Source organism: Nocardiopsis synnemataformans (assembly GCF_965343085.1).
Taxonomy (GTDB): Bacteria; Actinomycetota; Actinomycetes; order Streptosporangiales; family Streptosporangiaceae; genus Nocardiopsis; species Nocardiopsis alborubida.
The window spans coordinates 116,692-138,069 of record NZ_CBDRFA010000012.1 but is presented as its reverse complement, the minus strand read 5'-3'; the positions used below and the strand labels follow the sequence as shown (position 1 = coordinate 138,069).

The 21,378-nt window shown below is 72.6% G+C and carries 18 protein-coding genes; 14 read left to right on the top strand and 4 right to left on the bottom strand.

Annotation, left to right across the window (positions count from 1 at the left end; genetic code table 11):
* The first annotated feature begins 814 nt into the window (after positions 1–814).
* The 13 genes from ACSIH6_RS09705 (at position 815) to ACSIH6_RS09645 (ending at position 16,061) form a co-directional block, all read left to right on the top strand.
* Positions 815–2,104: a citrate synthase gene (locus ACSIH6_RS09705; RefSeq protein WP_435107896.1), complete on the top strand. Its 1,290-nt coding sequence runs from the start codon at positions 815–817 to the stop codon at positions 2,102–2,104.
* 227 nt (positions 2,105–2,331) lie between these two features.
* Entirely contained in the window at positions 2,332–3,198 is an 867-nt protein-coding gene (locus ACSIH6_RS09700; protein WP_435107895.1) for an HdeD family acid-resistance protein, read from the top strand.
* 279 nt (positions 3,199–3,477) lie between these two features.
* Entirely contained in the window at positions 3,478–4,647 is a 1,170-nt protein-coding gene (locus tag ACSIH6_RS09695; protein ID WP_435107894.1) for a macrolide family glycosyltransferase, read from the top strand.
* Between the two features lie 201 nt (positions 4,648–4,848).
* Positions 4,849–5,403, top strand: coding sequence for an AAA family ATPase (locus tag ACSIH6_RS09690; protein ID WP_435107893.1), 555 nt, complete (start codon positions 4,849–4,851; stop codon positions 5,401–5,403).
* 251 nt (positions 5,404–5,654) lie between these two features.
* Complete coding sequence (locus tag ACSIH6_RS09685) at positions 5,655–6,923, top strand: hypothetical protein (RefSeq protein ID WP_435107900.1); 1,269 nt, start codon at positions 5,655–5,657, stop codon at positions 6,921–6,923.
* Positions 6,920–9,271: a serine/threonine-protein kinase gene (locus tag ACSIH6_RS09680; RefSeq protein ID WP_435107892.1), complete on the top strand. Its 2,352-nt coding sequence runs from the start codon at positions 6,920–6,922 to the stop codon at positions 9,269–9,271. The genes ACSIH6_RS09685 and ACSIH6_RS09680 overlap by 4 nt, the downstream gene beginning before the upstream one ends.
* Before the next feature lie 17 nt (positions 9,272–9,288).
* The gene (locus ACSIH6_RS09675; protein ID WP_435107891.1) at positions 9,289–10,701 is read left to right on the top strand and encodes a PP2C family protein-serine/threonine phosphatase; all 1,413 of its coding nucleotides are present in this window, start codon (positions 9,289–9,291) and stop codon (positions 10,699–10,701) included.
* The gene (locus tag ACSIH6_RS09670; protein ID WP_435107890.1) at positions 10,685–12,037 is read left to right on the top strand and encodes a vWA domain-containing protein; all 1,353 of its coding nucleotides are present in this window, start codon (positions 10,685–10,687) and stop codon (positions 12,035–12,037) included. The genes ACSIH6_RS09675 and ACSIH6_RS09670 overlap by 17 nt, the downstream gene beginning before the upstream one ends.
* A 9-nt stretch (positions 12,038–12,046) precedes the next feature.
* On the top strand, positions 12,047–12,673 hold the full coding sequence (locus ACSIH6_RS09665; protein WP_435107889.1) for an FHA domain-containing protein: 627 nt from the start codon (positions 12,047–12,049) through the stop codon (positions 12,671–12,673).
* A 6-nt stretch (positions 12,674–12,679) separates the two neighbouring features.
* Positions 12,680–14,293: a GlnX family signal transduction membrane protein gene (locus ACSIH6_RS09660; protein ID WP_435107888.1), complete on the top strand. Its 1,614-nt coding sequence runs from the start codon at positions 12,680–12,682 to the stop codon at positions 14,291–14,293.
* A gap of 55 nt (positions 14,294–14,348) precedes the next feature.
* Positions 14,349–15,194, top strand: coding sequence for a glutamate ABC transporter substrate-binding protein (locus tag ACSIH6_RS09655; protein WP_435107887.1), 846 nt, complete (start codon positions 14,349–14,351; stop codon positions 15,192–15,194).
* Between the two features lie 196 nt (positions 15,195–15,390).
* Positions 15,391–15,720 (top strand): DUF6221 family protein, encoded by a 330-nt coding sequence (locus ACSIH6_RS09650; RefSeq protein WP_435107886.1) that lies wholly within the window; start codon positions 15,391–15,393, stop codon positions 15,718–15,720.
* An 80-nt stretch (positions 15,721–15,800) separates the two neighbouring features.
* On the top strand, positions 15,801–16,061 hold the full coding sequence (locus ACSIH6_RS09645; RefSeq protein ID WP_435107885.1) for a DUF6504 family protein: 261 nt from the start codon (positions 15,801–15,803) through the stop codon (positions 16,059–16,061).
* A gap of 49 nt (positions 16,062–16,110) precedes the next feature.
* On the opposite strand, the gene ACSIH6_RS09640 is transcribed toward ACSIH6_RS09645, so the two are convergent.
* The 4 genes from ACSIH6_RS09640 to ACSIH6_RS09625 form a co-directional block, all read right to left on the bottom strand.
* A complete protein-coding gene (locus ACSIH6_RS09640) occupies positions 16,111–17,028 on the bottom strand; it encodes a M48 family metallopeptidase (protein ID WP_435107884.1) in 918 nt (305 codons plus the stop codon).
* A gap of 229 nt (positions 17,029–17,257) precedes the next feature.
* The gene (locus ACSIH6_RS09635) at positions 17,258–17,974 is read right to left on the bottom strand and encodes a DivIVA domain-containing protein (RefSeq protein WP_435107883.1); all 717 of its coding nucleotides are present in this window, start codon (positions 17,972–17,974) and stop codon (positions 17,258–17,260) included.
* A 29-nt stretch (positions 17,975–18,003) separates the two neighbouring features.
* Positions 18,004–18,330: a hypothetical protein gene (locus tag ACSIH6_RS09630; RefSeq protein ID WP_435107882.1), complete on the bottom strand. Its 327-nt coding sequence runs from the start codon at positions 18,328–18,330 to the stop codon at positions 18,004–18,006.
* Positions 18,331–18,435: 105 nt separating this feature from the next.
* Positions 18,436–19,335 (bottom strand): N-acetylmuramoyl-L-alanine amidase, encoded by a 900-nt coding sequence (locus ACSIH6_RS09625; RefSeq protein WP_435107881.1) that lies wholly within the window; start codon positions 19,333–19,335, stop codon positions 18,436–18,438.
* Between the two features lie 557 nt (positions 19,336–19,892).
* Here ACSIH6_RS09625 and ACSIH6_RS09620 point away from each other — a divergent pair.
* A complete protein-coding gene (locus tag ACSIH6_RS09620; protein WP_435107880.1) occupies positions 19,893–21,149 on the top strand; it encodes an LPXTG cell wall anchor domain-containing protein in 1,257 nt (418 codons plus the stop codon).
* Positions 21,150–21,378 lie beyond the last annotated feature (229 nt).

The window sequence follows — 21,378 nt, the reverse complement described above, 5'->3', positions numbered from 1 at the left end:
GCGAGTGAGGCCCCGAGCGGGAACGCCCCCGGGTGCGCCGCGGCCCTGACCACTCCCTTCCGTCCGGACCGCCGTCCTTTACGGCAAAGCGCGCCCGCACCGTTTACCCCGGGTGAATGGCGGTGACCCGCTGTCGAGGTCGGGGTCCGGTCCCGCGGAAATTGGGCGGCCTGTGGGACGCCTCCCGGCGGGCGCCCCGGTGGTGTGGCGAAGCGGCTGTGCACCGGGTGTGAACTCCCGGGGCGCACGCACAGTCCGTTGCCATGACAGGCCCGGTTCGCTGTGACCAGTGGGACCCTTGTGGCTCCCGAGTCCCAGGCAGAGGCCAAGATCACCAGCTGGCGGGGACCCCGCGTCAGGCCCCGTGAACAGCGCGAAGGTACCCTGAGAGAAGGCCGCTAGGGCGTGTTCGGACACCCGGCCGCACCGAGCTTCGTTCGGCTCTGTCCACTTCTGTGAAGGACAGGCCGAAGGGGGAGGGTTCGGGCGGATGTCGGACCGTCCAGGGGACCGGTACAGGAGGCAGCGGGGCGCCGGGAGGACCTCCCGGTTCCGTCTGCGACGTCTCAGGGCGATCACGAAGTAATCGACGGCTGGCAAAGTTTGTAAATCTTCACCTGGCGGTAATTCGGTGCACGTGTGGGTATGTGTTGCATGTCACCTGTTCGTGAATCGGTGAAACTTATATGATTTTGCTTAACCGTCGTTTAACAAAACAGAACAATAACGAGTGAAGCAGAGTTGACGTGGCGGCGGACCGCCCCGCGTATGACGCACCTCACGTATCCCCCGCCTGGAAAGGTTGACCTCGGGCATGAGCGAAGACGACAAAGAGCGCACGGTGGAGCTCCACTACGAGGGCGGCGTGCTGAAGCTGCCGGTGTTCACCGGTACCGAGGGTGAGCGCACCATCGAGCTGAAGACCCTGCTGGGGTCGACGGGGATGACGACCCTGGACCCGGGGTTCGGCAACACCGCTTCGTGTAGCTCGGAGATCACCTACATCGACGGGGCCGCCGGGATCCTGCGCTACCGCGGGTACCCGATCGAGGACCTCGCCGTGGGCGCGACCTTCCTGGAGGTCGCCTACCTGGTGATCTACGGAGAGCTGCCCGACGCGGGCCAGCGCAAGGAGTTCGCCGACAAGCTGCGCGACAACGCCGACATCCCGGCCGACATGGGCGCGCTCATCGACGCGATGCCCCGCAACGGCCACCCCATGTCCCTCATGGCCAGTGCCGTGAACACCCTCGCCGCCTACTACGACGACAGCGTCGACCCCGGCGACGAGGACCAGGTGGAGCTCGCCACGATCCGGCTGTTGGCCAAGCTGCCGACGATCGCGGCCCGCATCTACCGCAACTCCATCGGCGAGAAGCCGATCGGCCCGGACAGCTCGCTCGACTACGTCGACAACTTCATCCGGATGACCTTCGGCGACGTCCACGCCGACAGCGAGCTCGGCGACCTGTTCAACCAGGCCGTCGGCATGCTGCTCGTGCTGCACGCCGACCACGAGCTCAACTGCTCCACCGCCACCGTGCGCGTCGTCGGCTCCTCCAAGGCCGACATCTACGCCAGCGTGGCCTCGGGCATCAACGCCCTCTCCGGTCCGTCCCACGGCGGCGCCAACCAGGCCGTCCTGGAGATGCTGGAGGAGATCCGCGACTCGGGTATCTCCATCGAGGACTTCCTGGAGAAGGTCAAGGCCCGCGAGATGCGCCTCATGGGCTTCGGCCACCGGGTCTACAAGAACTTCGACCCGCGCAGCAAGGAGATCAAGGTTCTGGCCAGCCAGATCCTCGACCGCGACGAGAACCCGGACGAGCTGTTCGCGCTCGCCCTCAAGCTTGAGGCCGCCGCGCTCTCCGACTCCTACTTCACCGAGCGCAAGCTCTACCCGAACGTCGACTTCTACACCGGCGTCATCTACCGCACCATGGGCTTCCCGACCAACATGTTCACCGTGTTGTTCGCCATCGGCCGTCTGCCCGGTTGGATCGCCCACTACCGCGAGCAGCTGCGTGACCCGGCCTTCCGGATCGCGCGCCCGCGCCAGCACTACGTCGGCTCCTCCGAGCGCCGGCTCCCCGGCCGGGGGTAGGCACACCCCCGAGGCACACAGGAGCGCCCGCCCGCGTCAGACGGGGCGGGCGCTCCCGCGCGTTGTCCACAGCCGCGTCCGAGCTGTTCGGCCCCCCGCGCGCCCGGGTATCACCCGTACGGGCTGCCTTTCCCCGCATTTTGCGGACCGCTGTCGTCCGTGTGCGACGTTGGGGGAAGGGGCAAAGTGCGGTTACCGCACGGGGCCGTGCGAAGGAGGGGGAGACGATGGTCAGGTACGCGTGGGCCGGCGACCTGCTCGGTGAGCTGAGCCGGAACTGGTGGCTGGTGGTCCTGCGGGGGGTCGCCGCGGTCCTCTTCGGTCTGGTCGCGCTGATCTGGCCGGGCAAGACCCTGGTGGTCCTGGCGGTCGTCTTCGGCGTCTACGCGCTGGTCGACGCGGCCGCCCTCGGGTACGCGGCCTACCGCTCGTCGTCCGGCGCCCGGGTCCCCCTGGTCGTCCAGGCGGTCCTCAGCGCCGTCATGGGACTGGTCGCCCTGGTCTGGCCGGTCGCGGCGATCGTCGCGCTGGTGTTCGTCATCGGTGTCTGGGCCGTGGTCACCGGCGTGGCCGAGATCGTCACCGCCGTCCGCCTGCGCGCGCACATCAGCTCCGAGTGGCTGCTGGTCTTCGTCGGGGCGCTCTCGGTCGTCTTCGGACTCCTGCTGTGGTTCTGGCCGCTGGAGGGCGCGCAGGCCATCATGTTCGTGATCGCGATGTACGCCGTCATCTTCGGCGCGGTCATGGCCGTGGCCGGGTTCCGGCTCCGCGGCGCGGCCGAGGCCTTCCTGCCCCCGGAGGACGCGCCCGCCTTCGCCGGTCTCGGTGAGCCCGAGGAGCCCGAGGAGCCCGAGGAGCCGTACGACCGCGGGACCCGCCCCGGCGACCTCCTCGAAGACCGCGCTGACCGAGCCGACCGCGCCGATCACGACGACCTGGACCGGTGGGGTGAGCGCGGCGCCGGGGGCGACGGGGGCCGGTGGGACGACCCGGACCGGGGGGACGACCGGGAGGACCGCGGCGGCTGGGACGACCAGCCGGGTGGCAGACACCGGGCTCCGGGCGACGAGGGCCGTCCCGACGAGCCCCGCTGAGAAGGCCGGTCCCCGCTGACGGGGAGCGCGCCGCGGCGGTCCGCTCGGGTACCGGAAACGGGCACGGGCACCTCCGCAAGGGGCATGGGGCTTTCGAGCCCACGGGGCCGCGCCCAAAAGCAGGTGCGCACCGGCCTGCCGTGTGGCTAGCATGGCGCGCGTGCACCTCCAGATCTACGGCTAGAGACAGGCGTCACCGACGCCGCGACGCACCCGCCCCGCCACGGGGCCCGGTGCCCCTCAGCCCTACCCGTGAACACCCGTGTCTGGAGAAGCACCATGAACCGCCGTGCCCATATCGCCATGATCGGCACCCCCACCGTGAGCCACGTCCTGCCCAGCCTGGAGGTCATCCGCGAGCTGGTGGACCGTGGCCACCGCGTCACCTACGCCAACGACCCCCTGCTGGCCGACACCATCACCGGGGCCGGGGCCGAACTCGTCCCCTACGCCACCGTCCTGCCCACCGGCGACGACACCTGGCCGGACGACCCGGTCAAGGGCATGGACATCTTCCTGGACGAGGCGATCAACCAGCTGCCCGCCCTGCGCGCCGCCTACGACGGAGACCGCCCCGACCTGTTCCTGTACGACATCTCGGGGTTCGCCGCCCGGGTCCTCGCCGTCAACTGGGACATCCCCTCCGTGCAGCTCTCGCCCACCTACGTGGCCTGGGCCGACTACGGTGACACCGTCCTGAAGTGGCTGCGTGCCCAGCCCGGGGCCGAGGAGCACTACGCCAAGCTCGACGCCTGGCTCGCCGACAACGGCGTCACCGGACTCGACCACTCCTCCTTCGCCGGGTCGCCGGAACGTGCGCTGGCGCTGATCCCGCGCGAGATGCAGCCCTTCGCCGACACCGTGGCCGACACGGTGACCTTCGTGGGGCCGTGCCTGGGCGACCGGGCCGACCAGGGGGAGTGGACCCGTCCGGAGGACGCCGACAACGTCCTGCTGGTGTCCCTGGGATCGGCCTTCACCAATCAGCCGGGGTTCTACCGCGCCTGCCTGGAGGCCTTCGGCGGCCTGCCCGGCTGGCACGTGGTGCTCCAGATCGGCAAACACGTGGACCCCGCCGAGCTGGGGGAGGTGCCGGACAACGTCGAGGTGCACGCGTGGGTGCCGCAGCTTGCCGTCCTGCGCCAGGCCGACGCCTTCGTCACCCACGCCGGTATGGGCGGCTCCAGCGAGGGCCTCTACACCGGGGTGCCGATGATCGCCGTCCCGCAGGCCGTCGACCAGTTCGACAACGCCGACCGCCTGGTGGAACTCGGCGTCGCCCGGCGGATCGACACCGAGGACGCCAGCGCGGAGCGGCTGCGCGCGGCCCTGCTGGAGCTGACCGCCGACCCCGAGGTCGCCCGCCGCCTCGCCGAGGTCAGCGCCCGGCTCCAGGCCAGCGGCACCTCCTACGCGGCCGACCTGGTCGAGGCGGAACTGCCCGCCTGAGCCGGGTCCGGCCAACGCCGCTCCCGGAGGGCACCCGGCCTTGGTGTTCCCGGCCGGGCGCCCCACCGCGCTGTCGGAGAAAGGCCCCGGTGCCCCCTCGCCCGCGACGACGCGCCGAGCCCACCCGGCCGGACGGGACCGACGCGGGGAGGCGCAGCCTCCCCGCGGGCCCGATCCGGCCCCGTCCCCGAACGGAGCACCATGGACCGCCTCGTCGTCGTCACCGGAGGGCCCGGGTCGGGCAAGACCACCCTGATCGACCACCTGGCCTCGCTCGGGTACGCGCGCACCCCGGAGGCCGGACGCGCCGTCATCCGCGACCAGCGCGAGATCGGCGGCCGGGGCCTGGCCTGGCGCGACGACGCCCTGTTCGCCGAACTCATGCTCTCGTGGGAGATGCGCTCGCACCGCGAGGCCTCGTCCCTGCCCGGCCCCGTCTTCTGTGACCGGGGCGTCCCCGACCTGGTGGGCTACCTCCGCCTGCGCGGCCTTCCGGTCCCCGGGCACGTCACCGAGGCGGCCCGCCGGTTCCGCTACCACCGCCGGGTCTTCGTGGCCCCGCCGTGGCCGGAGATCTTCACCGGCGACACCGAGCGCCACCAGTCCCAGGAGGAGGCCGAGCGCACCCACCGGGCGATGACCGAGGCCTACCCGGCGTGCGGTTACGAGCTGGTGGAACTGCCGCGCGTGCCGGTCGCCGAGCGGGCCCGCTTCGTTCTGGAGGTCCTGGGCCGAACTCGGCCCCCGAAACCGTGACGGGAGCGCCCGGAGCGACGGGAGTGACGAGAGAAAACCTCTGTCACGTGATGTGCCCTCTGGACCGCAAACGGGGCGCCAGTGGCCGTTCATGGCCGTAAACCGGGCTTTCTCTTGTAGTTCGCGAAGCCGGGGGCCAGACTCTTGTCTAGGTAAAGGACCATTGACCGTCCACGCCCCAGACGGCTGCGGGGAGCGTGTGTGGACGCCGGGGAGGAAGGCGGCAGGTGGCCAGGGAGTCCGGGGCGAGCATGCCGCCCATGAGCTGGGAGGGCATCGACCACGCGCTCAACCGTGTGCGCGGTGAGGCCGACCGGATCTCCCTCAACCTCGCTGACCTGGACGGACACGTCAGCCACCGCATGCTCCAGGGAGCCGACCTCGTCGGGTGCACCCGACGGCGCTGGGAGCACGCCAGCGGGCACGTCCGCAGCCTGTGGACGGTCTACGAGGCCTTCCGCCGCGTTGTCGACAGGGCGGGCCGCATCCGGGCCCGCGCGTGCGGCCCCGAGGACCAGATCACCCTGACCTCCCTGCTCAACGACGCCTCCGTGCCGCTGCCCGCCCGGGAGGTCCCGCTGCACGAGCGCGGGCTGCTCCACACCGGGCGGGAGTCCATCACCCTCGCCGCCGCCGTCGCCCGCATGTCCGCCGACTACGAGGAGGCCACCGAGGTCATCTCGGCCGCCGAGACGGCCTGGGACGCCCTCCACCCGCGCCTGGGCGAGCTCGACGCCATGTGGCACGAGATCGGCACCCTCTCCGACATGGTGGAACTCGACGAGGACGAGTACGAGTCCCTGCGCGTGGACCTGGACGCGGTCGGCGCCACCGTCCGCCGCGACCCCCTCGCGCTCGTCGAGGACGGCCGCGTGGACACGTCCTCCCTCGAACGGCTGCGCCTGCGGCTGGAGCGCGTACGCGGCGAACTCCGCGACGCCCTGCGCATGCGCGACTCCTACGGCGAGAGCGTCGAACGGCTCGGCTTCGCCATCGACGACGTCGGCAAGGCCGTGGAACGCACCCGCGTGCTGCGTGAACAGGTGGTCGCCAAGATCTCCTCGCCCGCCGCGGTCGGCGTGCCCGACCCCGTCCCCGCGCTGTGGGCGCACATCGACGCCATGGACGCCCTGCGCGCCCGGAGCCGTTGGCGCGAACTCGGCGCCCGCCTGGGCGAGGTGCAGCGCGCCGTCCACGAGGCCGCCGACGACGCCCGAGAGCGCGAGGCCAACCTCACCGGCCTCCTGGAACGCCGCGCCGAGCTGCGCGGTCGCCTGGACGCCTACCGCTCCCGCGCGGTCCGGCTCGGCGTCGCCGAGGACGCGCGCCTGGCCCGGCTCCACAGCACGGCGCACTGGGAGCTGTGGACCGCGCCCTGCGATCTGCGCGCGGCCACGGTCGCCCTCTCCGCGTACCAGCGGGCGCTCCAGGAACTCGGCGGAACCGATTTCGCTGTGAACAGAACCACACCGGGACCGGACGCGTCAGACGGCGAGAGCGATGGTGGTGTGAACAGATGACGAAATGCACGGCCCCCGGCTGCCCCGGCCGGATCGAGGACGGTTTCTGCGGTGTGTGCGGCTTGGCTCCCGCGCACGTACGGCCCCCGGGGGACCCCGTCCCCGCCACCCGGCAGCGGCCCGTGCCGCCGACCTCCGGCCCGCGGCGTTCCCCCGGCCCGAACTCCTCCGCGGACCCCCTCAGCGGCGACCCCGCCCACTCCCGCCCCTCCTCCGGCAACATCAGGCTCTCGGGGCGCTCTGGCCCCCGCAGCGCCCCCGCGACCTCGGGCACCAGCATCAGCGGCCCCGGACGCGGCAGCCGCCGCTCCTCCCGCGGCATGCTCGGCATGGGCATGGTCCAGGTGCCCCTCGTCCCCTACCGGAACCCCTCCGACGCCGTCATGGACAACCCCGTCGTCTCGGAGAAGAACCGCTTCTGCGGGAACTGCGCCGAGCGGGTCGGCCGTTCCCAGGGCGACCAGCCCGGACGCACCGAGGGCTTCTGCCGCAGGTGCGGGACCCAGTTCTCCTTCACGCCCAAACTCTCCCCCGGGGACATGGTCGGCGGCCAGTACGAGGTGCTCGGCTGCCTGGCCCACGGCGGCCTCGGCTGGATCTACCTGGCCCGCGACCGCAACGTCAACGACCGCTGGGTGGCCCTCAAGGGCCTGCTCAACGCCGGTGACGCCGAGGCGCACAAGACGGCCGCCGCCGAGCGCGCGTTCCTCTCCGAGGTCGAGCACCCCAACATCGTCAAGATCATCAACTTCTCCCAGCACCCCGACCCGCGCACCGGCATCCCCGGCGGCCACATCGTCATGGAGTACGTGGGCGGCAAGTCCCTGCGCGAGCTGCTCACCGAGCGCCGCCAGAACGACCCCGACGCCGTCCTGCCCCCGGACCAGGTCATCGCCTACGGCCTGGAGGTCCTGCGGGCCCTGGGCTACCTGCACTCCAAAGGCCTGCTCTACTGCGACTTCAAACCCGACAACGTCATCCAGAGCGAGGAGCAGATCAAGCTCATCGACCTGGGCGGCGTGCGGCGCGTAGACGACACCGTCAGCTCCGTCTACACCACGCCCGGGTACCGGGTGCCCGAGGACGAGCTGCGCGACCCCGGTCCCACGGTCAGCGCCGACCTGTACTCGGTCGGCCGCGCCCTGGCCGTGCTCAGCTTCCGCTTCAGTTACATGCGCGACCACCCGCACAGCATCCCGCCGCGGGAGACGGTGCCGCTGCTCCAGCGCCACGCGTCCTTCGACCGGCTGCTGCGCCGTGCCACGCACAGCGATCCCGATCTGCGCTTCCACGACGCCGAGGACATGGCCGACCAGCTCACCGGCGTCCTGCGCGAGGTGCTCTCCGACCTGGAGGGCACGCCCCACCCCGGCCCCTCGACCCTGTTCGGCGCGGAGAACCCCGCCGCCGGGCCCGAACCCGGCACCCACAACGCCGACCGCATGCTCGTCGCGCCCCCGCCCACCGACGCGGCGGCGCTGCTCCCCGCGCCCCTCATCGACCAGTCCGACCCGGCCGCCCAGCACCTGCGCGGCTTCCAGGCCCTGCCGCCCGAGGAACTCGTCCCCGCGCTGCGCGCCATGCCCGAGCCCACCCCCGAGACCCTGCTGATGCTGGCCCGCGCGCTCGTCACCGTCGGCCGCCAGAGCGAGGCCAAGGACGTCATCCAGCGGTTCGAGGAGGCGGCCCCGGGCGACTGGCGCACCATGTGGTACACGGCGGTCGCCGAGCTGAGCACCGGCCAGTTCCGCGAGGCCCGCGACCACTTCGACGAGCTGTACGACCACCTGCCCGGGGAGCTCGCGCCCAAGCTCGCCCTGGCCCTGGCCTGCGAGCGGACCGGCGAGTACGAGACCGCCGCCCGCCAGTTCAGGACGGTCTGGAACACCGACCACTCCTTCGTCAGCGCCGCGTTCGGCCTGGCCCGCATCCGCCTGGCCCAGGGGGACCGGGCCGCGGCCACCGCCGTCCTGGACACGGTCCCGGAGCTGTCCCGGCTGCACGTCCACGCCCAGACCGCGCTGATCGCGGTGCTCGCGGCGCACCACCAGGGCACCGCGGCCGCCGACTTCGTGCAGGCAGGACGGCGCCTGGAACAGATCGGTCTGGACAGCGAGTCCGCCGACCGCCTGGCGGTCCGGGTCCTGGAGTCGGCCCTGGGCTGGCTCGGCGCGGGTGCGGGGGCACCGGCGGAAGAGGGGCTGCTCGGCGCCCCGTTCACCGAGAACGGCGTGCGGGGCAACCTGGAGCGCCGCTACCGCGCGCTGGCTCAGCGCGTCGTCGCGCCGTCAGAACGCTATGAGCTCGTCGACAGGGCCAACTCCCTACGCCCCGTGACGCTGCTGTGAGGAACGAGGGAACGGCGATGACCAAGGTGCGGACCTGCCCCGCCTGCTCGGACAGGGTGTCCACGGAGGACGCCTTCTGCGAGGGGTGCGGACGCCCCCTTCCCGAGGGCGCGGAGACCGCCGGGCACCCCGACCGGATGCCCACCGCCCCGCAGACGAGCCTGGCCGGTGCCGTGCCGCCCGGCGGGTGGACCCGGGACGGGGCCGGTGGCGGCGCGCGGACCGGGGGGACCCCCGGCCCGTCCGGTTCCGTGCCACCTGACGCCGACGCGCGTCCCGGCCTGGTGCCCGACGACGGTGCCCCGACGGCTCCGCAGGTGAGTCTGCGGGCCGTCGACACGGGCGGGCGGGACGCGCCCCCTCCGGAGGCGCTGCCCGACTCCGCCCCGCACGCGGCCGACTCCATGGTCACCCAGCCGATACGGCGCGACAGCCTGCCCTCGTTCGCGTCCTCCGCGCCCCGGGCCGACCAATCGGAGGCCGTCCCCGACTGGGCGCCGCCCGCCACCGGGAGCAACCCGGTGCGGCCCGCCAACCCCGGCCTGTGCGCGTGGTGTCCCGGAGCGGTCATCGACGGCTACTGCGAGCGGTGCGGCCTCCTCCAGCCCACCGGGCGCGACCACGTCGAGGTGCGCACGCGCGCCGCCGTCGGCGTCAGCGACCGGGGGCTGCGGCACAAGCGCAACGAGGACGCCATGGCGATCCGCGTGATCGACGCCGACGCCCCCCGCGCGCCCGGCGTGGTCTGCGCCGTGGTCTGCGACGGGGTGTCCAGCTCCCCGCGCTCGGACGAGGCCTCCCGCGTCACCGCGGAGACCGGCGTGGCCGTCCTCGCCGAGCGCGTCAGCCAGGGCGCCGATCCCCGCGAGGCCACCGGCGCGGCGATGATCCGGGCCGCCGAGGCGGTCGCCGGGATCGCCGACTCGCCCAGCTCCGCGCCCGCGTGCACCTTCGTGTCGGCGGTGTACGACCCCGCCGCGGGCACCGTCACCGTCGGCTGGGTCGGCGACAGCCGCGCCTACTGGCTCTCCGGAGGCCCCGCCTCCAGTGCTTCGGCCCTGCTGACCAGGGACGACTCCTGGAGCGAGGCGATGGTGCAGATGGGAGCGCTCTCCCGCGAGGAGGCGATGCGCTCGTCCAACGCCCACGCCCTCGTCGCGTGGATGGGCGCCGACTCCGGTGAGATCGACGCCCACATCTCCACCGTGACCCCGACCGGCCCCGGTGCCGTCGTGCTGTGCAGCGACGGCCTGTGGAACTACTTTCCCGAGGCGCAGGCCCTGACGGACGCCGTCCCCGGGGCGGGGGCCAGACCCCACGAGGCCGCCCGCTCCTACGTCGACCTCGCCCTGGAGGCGGGCGGCAAGGACAACATCACCGTCGTGATCGTTCCCGTGCCCGCTAGGGATCCCCGTGCCGAACACGACTGAGCGCGCGGCCGAACCGGGCTTTCGGATCGAGGTCGACCAGAACGCCTTCCTGCCGATGGGCGGACGCGAGGTGCACGCGATCGTCAGCGTCACCTCCACCAGCTCCGTGGTGGTGGGGGCGTCGGTGCGCGCCGCCGAGGTGATCGTCGTCGACACCTCCGGCTCGATGTACGGCGCGAAGATCAACGCGGCCAAGCAGGCCGCCCGCGCCGCCGTGGGCGCCCTGCGTGAGGGCGTCCTCTTCGCGGTGGTCGCCGGGCACAGCGGGGCCTCCGTGCTCTACCCCGAGGGCGGCGGGCGGATGGTGCGGGCCGACGCCGTCACCCGCGCCGAGGCCGCGGAGGCGATCGGCGGGCTGCGCGCCGACGGCGGCACCCGCATGGGCTCCTGGCTCACCCGGACCGCCGAGCTGTTCGCCACCGTCGACGGCGGCATCAAGCACGCCATCCTGCTCACCGACGGCCAGAACAACGAGTCCGCCGCAGTCTTCGGGCAGGCGCTCGACCGCGTCGCGGGCTCCTTCGTCTGCGACTGCCGGGGCGTGGGCACCGACTGGAAGGTCGAGGAGCTGCGCCGGATCGACTCCGCCCTGCTCGGCGGCGGCCCCGGCATCATCGCCGACCCCGCCGACATGGTGGCCGACTTCCGGGCGATGGCGCAGGCCTCCATGGGCAAGGCCGTCGCCGACGTGGTGCTGCGGCTGTGGACGCCCCGGAACGCCGTCGTGCGCCACGTCAAGCAGGTCGCCCCCACCGTCAGCGACCTCACCGGCCGCGGCGTGGAGCGCGTGCCCCAGTCAGGCGACTACCCCACGGGGTCCTGGGGGACCGAGAGCCGCGACTACCACGTGTGCGTCCGGGTGCCGCCCGGCGCCCCCGGCCGTCAGCTGCGCGCCGGGTGGGTACGCGTGGTGCTCCCCGGGGCCGCGGGGGCCGAGGACCAGGTCCTCGCCTCGGGCAACATCCTCGCCGAGTGGACCACGGACGAGGACCGGGCCACCGAGATCAACCCCCGCGTGGCCCACTACACGGGTCAGGCCGAACTGGCCCAGGCCATCCAGGACGGGCTCGCGGCCCGTCGCGACGGCGACGACGACACCGCCACCGCGCGGCTCGGCCGCGCCGTCGCACTCGCCCACGAGTCGGGCAACGAGGAGACCGCGAGGCTCCTCGGCAGGGTCGTCGACGTGGTCGACCCCGTCATCGGAACCGTCCGGCTCAAGCCCGGTGTCAGCAAGGTCGACGAGATGACCCTGGACACCAACTCGACCCGGACCGTACGGACCCGGCCGCGGCAGAGCGGGCCGGACACCGGCGGCGCCCCCGTACCCGGGTAGGAGGGACCCATGCCGAGTTGCCCTTCCGGGCACCGCTCCACCGCGACCGACTTCTGCGACGTCTGCGGGCTGCGCCTCCAGGCCCATCCCCCCGCGCCGCCGCGCCCGGTGACCCTGCCCCGGGGAGGCCCCTGCCCCGAGTGCGGCACCTCCCGCGCGGGCCGGTTCTGCGAGGAGTGCGGATACGACTTCGCCTCGCGCTCCGACGGCCACCGGCGCGTGAACACGGGCGCGCGCTGGCGCGCGGTCGTCGTCGCCGACCCCGCCTACTACCAGTACATGGTCCACCAGGGCATGCTCGACCCCGACCAGATCTCCTTTCCCAAGGGCAGCGCGCAGCGCCGGGTGTCGCTCAGCGGGGACAGGGTGCACATCGGACGGCGCAGCGCCACGCGCGGCTTCACCCCCGAGATCGACCTGGGCGGCCCCGGCGGCGACCCGGCGATCTCCCACGTCCACGCGATCCTCGTCGCCAAACCCAGCGGCACCTGGGCCCTTCTCGACCCGGGCTCGACCAACGGCACCATGGTCAACGGGACCGCCAACCCCATCGCCCCCAACGTGGAGGTTCCCCTGCATGACAGCGACCGGATCTACGTCGGCGCATGGACCGTCATCATCCTCCAGAAGGGGTGAGCCCCGTTGACCTCCCCCACCCCCGACCGGGCCCCGCACGGAACCAGGCCGCCGGACGCCCCGCACGGCGCGCTCCCGGCGGTACCGGGCGGCCAGCCCGCGCGGAAGGGCTCCCGCACGCCCCGACGGGGGCGGGACGGGTCCGGCGCGCGTGAACGGGCCTCCGGGCTCCGCCGCTGGGCGGGCACCACCCCGGCCCGGGTGTGGCTGCTGTCCTCGGTGTGCGTGCTGGCCGTCCTCGGGCTCTTCGGCTCGGCGGCCGCCACCCTCGGCCAGACCCGTGAGGACCTGCATGTGCTCGGGGTCGAGGCCGGGCCCCAGGCACTGGCGACCACCGACCTGTACCTGGCGCTCGCGGACATGGACGCCCGCGTGGCCGACGTGCTGCTCATGGGCACCGACCACGATCTGAGAGCGGACCGCGAGGACGCCCTGGAGGGGTACGAGGCCAGCCGGGCGCGGGCCAACGAGGCCCTGCTCCAGGCCGCCTCGCTGACTGAGGAAGACGAAGACGAAGACGAAGACAGCGCGGAAAGGCCCAACGTCAAGGCGGTCCAGGACGGGATGGGCGCCTACGAGCAGCTCGCCAGCCGGGCGCAGGTGCTCAACGACGAGGCGCGGGCCCCGTCCGGTCAGGTGGATGGGGCGGCTCTGGAGACCTACCGCGAGGCCACGTGGCTGATGCACACCGAACTGCTGCCCAAGGCGTTCAACCTGGGGCTGGAAGCGTCGGCGGACGTGCGCGTCAACCACGGGGAGGGGCAGTCCTCCGTCGTGCTCGGCATGCTCTGGGTGAGCGCGGCTGGCGCGGTCGCCGTCGCCGCGCTGCTCGGCCTCCAGCTGTACCTGCGCGTGCGGTTCCGGCGCCGGTTCAGCGCGCCGCTGCTGGCCGCCACGGCGGTCGCCGTCCTGCTCACCGGCGGGGTGGTCCTCGTCCTGACCATCAGCGGCGGGCAGCAGCGCGAGGCCAAGGAGGAGGGGCTGGACGCGGCCATGGCGCTGTCCCGGGCCGGGGCCATCTCCACCGACATGCAGGCGGACCAGAGCCGCTACCTGCTCGAACAGGACATGGACGACGACTACCAAGCCGACAACTACCAACAGGTCTACTTCGAACGGGCGCAGCAGGTGCTGTACCGCCCGGCTGACAACCTGGAGGAGTACTACACGGCGATCGACGGTGTGGTCGCCGCCTACCCGGATCTGCCGGGAGCGGAGGGGGTCGATCCCGAGGACGACCCGGGCACACTCGGCTACCTGGGACAGCGGGCCAAGGACGCGCTGCTCCCCGACCGGGAGGACGAGCTCGCCGAGGTGCTGGAGTCCTACAACGCCCTCCAGGCCGAGGACCGGGCGCTGCGCTCGGCCGTCGGGGAAGGCGACCTGGCGGGGGCCGTCGACATCCGCATGGGTGTCGCGCGGTCCGGGGACGGCGCCTTCCAGGCCTACGAGGACGCGCTGGCGGAGCTGACCGACCTGCACGAGGACGCGTTCGACCAGGGCATCGCGCGCGGTGAGGCGGCGCTCGCTCCCTGGACGTGGCTGCTGCCCGCCGCGACGGGCCTCCTGCTGGCCCTGGTCGTGCTCGGCATCCGCCCCCGATTGGCCGAGTACCGCTGAGCCCGAGCCGGCACCCATTCCAGACGCACCCCCCCGAGAGACGAGGAACAGGCCGATGAGGTTTCGACACCGGCGCACCGCCGCCGCGGCCGCCCTGGCCGCCGCGGCGGTGATCGGGCTGCCCGCCTGCTCCGCGGCGCTGGGCGAGGAAGAGTCGATTCTCGACGCCGACTCGCTGACCATCGGAGTCAAGACCGACCAGCCCGGGCTGGGGCTGGAGGACGGCAGCGGCGACATCAGGGGCTTCGACGTGAAGGTGGCCCTCTACATCGCGGGCAGGCTCGGCTTCGCCGAAGAGGACGTGGAGGTGACCGGCATCACCTCCGCCGACCGCGAGAGGAAGCTGGGAAGCGGCGAGGTGGACATGGTCGTGGCCACCTACTCCATCACCCCCGCCCGTAAGACCGAGGTCACCTTCGGCGGCCCCTACTACGTGGCCAAGCAGGACGTGCTGGTGCGTGCCGAGGACACCCATGTCCAGGAGGTGGACCACCTGGAGGGTCGCAGCGTCTGCCATGAGGAGGGATCCAACTCCTCCGCCCGCATCCGCGAGGGTCTGGGCATCGACGTCGAGCAGAGGGAGGCGCCCAGCTACAGCGCCTGCATCGACGCCCTGCGCGAGGGCGAGGTGGACGCCGTCTCCACCGACAACCTGATCCTGGCCGGGTTCCTCGCCGAGGAGCCCGACGCCTTCCGGCTCCTCAACAACCCCTTCACCGACGAGAAGTACGGCGTCGGCCTGCCCCACGGCGACGTGCGCGCCTGCGAGGAGGTCAACAGGGCCATCAACCAGATGTACCAGGACGGCACCGCCGCGGAGCTGCTGGAGACCTGGTTCGGCGAGACCGACCTCCAGCTCGTGAAGAGCGTGCCCCAGTTCGAGGGCTGCGACCCGGCGTGAGGCCCGGGGACATGGTGCGTGTGAGCCCGCGGGCGTGTGCGGGGGCGCGTGGGGCGAACGGCCGGGGCGGGGGGCCGTGGCCGGAACCGGACGAAGGCGCCCCGCTCCGCTCCGGGACGCCGCGGAAGCGGTCCGGAGCGGGTACAGGTCCGACACCGGGCCCTGGGGCAGTGGTGGACAGGAGGGGAGTCGTCCGTTGACCATCGTCGAGTTCCTCAACGCGCGTCTTGACGAGGACGAGCGCGCGTCGGAGGCCGTCCCCGCGGGAACCCGCGGCCGTGACCGGGCGCTGGCGGAGGTCGCGGCCAAGCGCAAGATCGTCCGCGGGTACGCCGACGCCCACCGCGTGAGCATGCGCAGCCTCGAACCGGCCGCGGCCCCCGCCGCCGCGGGCCCCCTTCCCGAGGCCCGGTCGGGCGCCGTCGGGGATCCCTGGTCGGAGCTGCTGGCCTGGCGGCTGGCGGTCAAGTACCTCGCCGGGGTGTACCGGGCCCACCCCGAGTACGACCGGTCCTGGGCGGACTGATCCGCCGGGTCCGGGCGCGGTCCCCGACACGGGCCGGGAACGCTTGACTTGTTCGAACTGGTGTTCGATAAGCTGGCGGTGTGAGTCTTCTGAACGAGCAGATCGACGTCCGTTCCACCGAGGGCGGGACCCCCGCCCAGTTCACCTGGCGCGGTCGTGCCTACCGTGTGCGCAGGATCATCGGGGACTGGCCCGCCCGCCCGGGCACGCCCGGCGTTCCGGCCACGCAGATCCACCTGCTCCGCGTCTCGGCCGAGTCCGACGCGGGGGAGCCGAGCATCATCGACATCACCCGCGACCTCGCCTCCGACCGCTGGACCATGCGCCGCCACTGGAGCTGATCCGGAGCCCGAACCTCGTGTCGCACCAGCAACGGTTCCGGCCGGTTCGCTAGAGGAAGATCCGGCCGCGCCGGGTGCGGTCGCGCAGGGCGGCCATGCGGCGGGTGTTGCCCGGTCGTCGGGTCAACAGGTGGTAGAGCAGCAGCGAACAGCCCCGGTCGGTGCGCGCGCGGTCCGCCATCTCACCCATGTTGACCCTCGTGTACAGGTTGCCGCCCCCGGCGAGGATGCGCACCGAGTGGGCGCCCTCGGGCACGTGCGCGTAGGCGTGGTTGTCGGCCGTGTACTCCATGGCCCGCGACAGCGCCGCCCCCAGGCCCGGGACCAGTTCCCCGCCCAGCGTCGCCGTCCGCCGCCAGAAACCGGTGTGTCCGGCGGCCACGTGCCCCATCTGGTGCGCGACCAGGAAGGCCAGCGCCTCGGGATCGCGGATCCGGCCGCACGGGTCGAACAGGTCGTCCGACAGCACCAGGTACCGGCGCAGCCCGTGCCCGGCGGCGTCCGTCCCCCATCGGCGCGGCCCCACCCGAACGTAGGCCTCCGGCGTCCGCGGCAGACCCGTCTCGGCGGCCAGCGCCACCACCATCCGGTGGGCCTCGGGGAACTGCGTGGGCGAGATCTTCACCGACTCCGCCCGCCGCCGGGCGTACAGCAGCCCCCGCGCCTTCCAGCACACGGCGGGCACCGCCGCCAGGGCGGCGGCCGCCCACAGCCACGACCCCGACACCGACCACACCACGTGGACCAGCCCCACCGCCGTCAGCAGGGTCGCGCCCACGCACGCGGTCAGGAGCGGGACCTCCCACGGGTGGGCGGAGGCCGGGACGACCTCCTCGTCGGCGCCGAGCACCCGCAGCCCCTCCCGGGAGCGGGTTCTGGTGCCCCCGTCGACGGCGGAGCAGCGGTCGGGCGCACCGTGCACCGGACATGCGGTGGCGCGCCCCTCCGGCGGCATCGCGTGGGACATCCTGCCTCCCCTCGGGGCGCGGTCTGCGGGACAGCGGGGGATGACTACTACCTGTGTCCAAATATTACTTTCCGCTGTCCTGAAGATGGGGAATGTGCGCTACGGCGTGTCCGCGACCGCCGACCCCTACGCCCCGCCCACCAGGCGCGACCGCGTCGGAGGCCGTCGCCGCGGCCCGGTTCCCACGCGGTCCGCCCGTCCCACCCGCGCCCCTCACCCGGAGTCACCGTCAGTGCGGCTGCTCGTACCCGCGCAGCTCCTCGGCGAGCACGTCCAGGAAGTGGTCCACCTGCGCCGGGTCGTACCCTGGCCGCGCGCGCGTGGTGCTGAACTGGATCCGCTCCACCTCGGCGGCGGTGAGCGTGGCCCGGTCCGGCCGCCCCTGCTGGAGGACGTCCAGCGTGAACTCGGCCCGGTCCAGGAAGTCGTCGACCTCCTGCTCGTTGTAGCCCGTGGTCAGCCGGGTGGTGGCGAACTGCTTCTCCCGGACGTCCCTCGGGGTCATCCCGGAACGCCGCGGCGGCCGGGGCCGGCCCTCCCGCGGTCCCGGCTCGGACGGGCGCTGCTGGCCGTCCGCGCCGGGCCGCTGGTGCCGCGGCCGCGCGGAGGCGCCCGCCGCACCGGGGCGTGGCGGCAGCGGCGGCGACTGGTCCTGGGCGCGGCCGAGGCCGCGCCCGGCCAGGTCGGCGACCACGACGTCGAGGAAGTCGTCGACCTCGTCCTCCCGGTATCCCGGACTGAGCCTCGTGGTGCGGAACCGCGAGTTGCGCACCTCTTCGGCCGTGATGAGCGCACCCGTGCGCGGGCCGCCCTCCAGGGCGACGAGCGTCGCCTCGATCCGGTCGAGGAGCGCGTCGACGTCCTCCTCGTTGTACCCCGGGCGCAGACGCACCGTGTGGAACTTCTTTTCGCGGATGTCCGCCGGTGTCAGAGGCATGGTCCCCATTGTGCAGTTGACGAGGTTCGCAGGGCTGTTTATCCCCGGGTCGTGTGTGATTCGGCCTCGGCCAGCAGCTCCACGAGGCGGGACAGGACGTCCTTCACCTGGTGGCGGTCGTACCCGCGCAGGACCAGGTCCACCGGGGCGTCGGCCAGTTCCGCGGAGGTGATGGGGTCGGGCGCCGGTGTGGAGGGCGGGTCGACGGACCGCCCGTCCTCGTCGGTGAGGACGGGGCCGCCGGTGAGGGTGGCCAGGGTGAAGGAGGCGCGGTGGACGAGGTCGTCCACCTGGTGGCGGTCGAAGCCGCGCAGGACCACGTCGAAGCCGGGGAAGGGGAAGGGGCGCGGGACAGGGGATGTCATGGACGCATTATGCCCATGGGGGAGTGGCCTCCGCCATAGCGGCGGGCGCTGTGGCCGGGTATGGCCGGGCGGTGGGGACGGCCAGGCGGTCGCGCCGTCCTCCCCTCACCCCCGCATGAGGTAGAGGGCCAGCCCCTGCGCGATGGCGTCGGCGGCCCGCTCCCGCCACGCGGGGTCCTCCATGAGCGCCGCGTCCTCGGGGTTGCGCATGTTGCCCGTCTCCAGGAACACCTTGGGCACGTCGGACATGTTCAACCCGCCCAGGTCGGTGCGCACGTCCAGGCCGTCGTCGGCGAGGTAGTCGGCGGTGGGGACGCCGCTCCCCTCCAGGTACGCGCGGTGGATGTCCTCACCGAGCAGCTGGGAGGACTCGGTGATGTCGTCGGTGAAGCCCTCGACCTCGCCCGGCATGATCACGTGGAACCCGCGACCGGTCTCGGGGCCGCCGTCGGCGTGCAGGGACACGGCCGCGTCGGCCTCCTCCTCGTTGCCGATGCCCGCGCGCTCGTCGATGCACGGCCCGACGCCGTCGTTGTCCTCGCGGGTGAGGACGACCGTGGCGCCGTCGGCCTCCAGCCTCTCCTTGACCAGCACGGACAGTTCCCAGTTGAACTCGTGCTCGGCGTAGCCGCTCGCGGTCTCGGTGCCGACGGTGTCGCAGGCCTTCTCGTTCGGCCCAGCGGGGACCATCGTGTTGATCTCGTCGGGGGCGGCGGCGTTGCCGCCGTTGTGACCGGGGTCGATGACCACGACGCTGTCGCCGAGGGGGCCCTGGCCCGCGGGCGGGCCCTCCTGCGTTCCCTCCTCGGGGGCCTCGCGGTCGTCGCCGTCGGGGGCGTCGGTGCCGTCCTGCGGCCCGGGGAGGGGGAGAGCGGCGGTGGGGTCGCTGCCGGGGGGCGTCCCGGGCGTCGCCGAGCAGGCGACGGCGGTGAGGAGGAGGAAGGAGGCGAGTGACAGGGCGCGGGTGGCGCGGCTCCGGGGCCCTGACGGTGCGGAGACGGGCATGCCCACAACCTAGCCGCTCCGGGGACTCGGACGTCACCCCGGATGTCCGGCAGGGGCGCGGGGAGGGGGACCGCGGCCTACGGGGCGGGGCTGGTCGGGAGTGCGCCGCCCCCCACGCGGGGCGCGCGTCCACGGGCGCGCGAAAGGCATTTCGGGGGGACGCGCTTCCTTTGTAAGACGCGACATACGGCGTTCGGTTTACCGGTTTCGAGAAAAACTTCCAGAGGGAATTGGGGTGTCGCTCAGCGTGAGCATGTCTTTCTCTGTGATCTTTTCGTGATGGGTTCCGGGGCAATTTCGGCTTTGTGGCGATGTAAGGTCTGGGTTAGGAAATCGGAAGTACCCCACGGCCCGGTTCCCGCGCCCCCTCCGTCCGGTGGTCGCGGCCGCGCCCTCCTGTTTCCGCTGGCAGTGAGCTTTCTGTGTGCTCCCGCCATCCCCCATCCGATCCTGGTTCGCGCCCTGTGTTCCCGCGACTTCCCCACAGTCAGCCGGTGGTGCGCGTATCCAGACCAGTCCGACCAGTGCGGACTGCGGCCGATCCGAAGAGGATTGACTTGAAGAACACTCGTGTTACTGCGCGCCGCATTCTCCAGGGCGGAGCGGCTTTCGCTGCTCTCGGCGCGCTCAGCATCGCCACGGCTCTCCCCGCCGCGGCCGAGACCGAATACTACGGCTGGGCCTACGCCTCCGTCGGCAACTGGGAGGGCGTCGCCGTCAGTTACGACGGCACGACCACCAACAGCTACTCCGGTTCCGTCGGCAACTGGCTGACCTTCTCCGGCACCAGTAGCGCCACGGTCGGCGATGAAGGCGTCACCGCCATGGCCACTGTGGACACCGCCCGCCTCCAGATCACCGTCTCCGACGTGGAGGAGATCGTCGAGGAGAACCTCGACGAGGAGCCCGAGGTCACGGAGGAGACCGAAGCCGAGGAGTCCCCGGCCCCCGAGGGCGAGGAGACCGAGCCCGGAGGCGAGGAAGGCCAGCCCGAGGACGGCGGTACCGGCGGTGACGAGAACACCGGCGGCGAGGGTGCCGACGGTGGCGAGACCGGCGGCGACGAGAACACCGGTGGCGGCGAGACCGGCGGCGACGAGGGTACCGGTGGTGGCGAGACCGACACCCCGGAGGTGCCGGAGACCGACCCGTCCCCCGAGACCGACCCCGCCACCGCCTCCGAGCCCGAGACCCTGGTCCTGGACGAGGAGAGCACCGAGCTGGTCAGCGGCTCGGACGAGGTCGTCCTCGACGCCACCCTGTCCGGTGTGACCACCACGACCACCCAGAGCTGGGACGGCGAGGTCTCCCACAGCGCCGACGTCGCCGACATCTCCTACCCGGACGTCGTCACCCTCGACAGCGGCGAGCAGGTCGCCGTCGTGATCGACCTGGAGTCGTACGAGTACGTCGAGGAGTACGCCGACGAGGAGAACGGCGTCACCTGGAACGACGCCCACACCGGCTTCGCGGTGACCTTCACCGTCGACGGCGCCGAGGCCCCGTTCTACTACGTTGACCTGGCCGAGAGCCTCGCCAGCGTCGGCGCCGCCGAGGTCGGCGACGGCGGTGGCGACAACGGCGGTGACGACGGCGACGACAAGCCCGCGCCGACCCACCCGGAGGACGAGACCGAGAAGAAGCCGCAGCCGGACAAGCTGGAGAACGCCGAGTCCCTCGCCCAGACCGGTAGCCCGATCGCCGGTCTGATCGCGGCCGGTGCCGCGATCGCCGCCGGTGGCGGCCTGGCCGCGTACTTCGCGCGCCGCAAGAAGAACACCGCTGACTCCGCCGCGGAGACCAGCGAGGGCTAAGTACGCGCTTGGCGTCGGCTGAGCCGACCCGGCCCCGGGGACACGTTCCCCGGGGCCGTCCTGTTGTCCGGCACCCTCCCCCGCGCGCACGCTCCCCCGCCTGGTGGTCCTCCGCCCCCGGAACCGCTCGGTTCTCTTCCAGCGTCGCTCCGCCCCCTCCCGGTCCGGTCCTCACTCCTCCCGGCCCGGTTCCCGCGCCCTCCCGGCCCTCCCGTCGTGCTCGGAACTT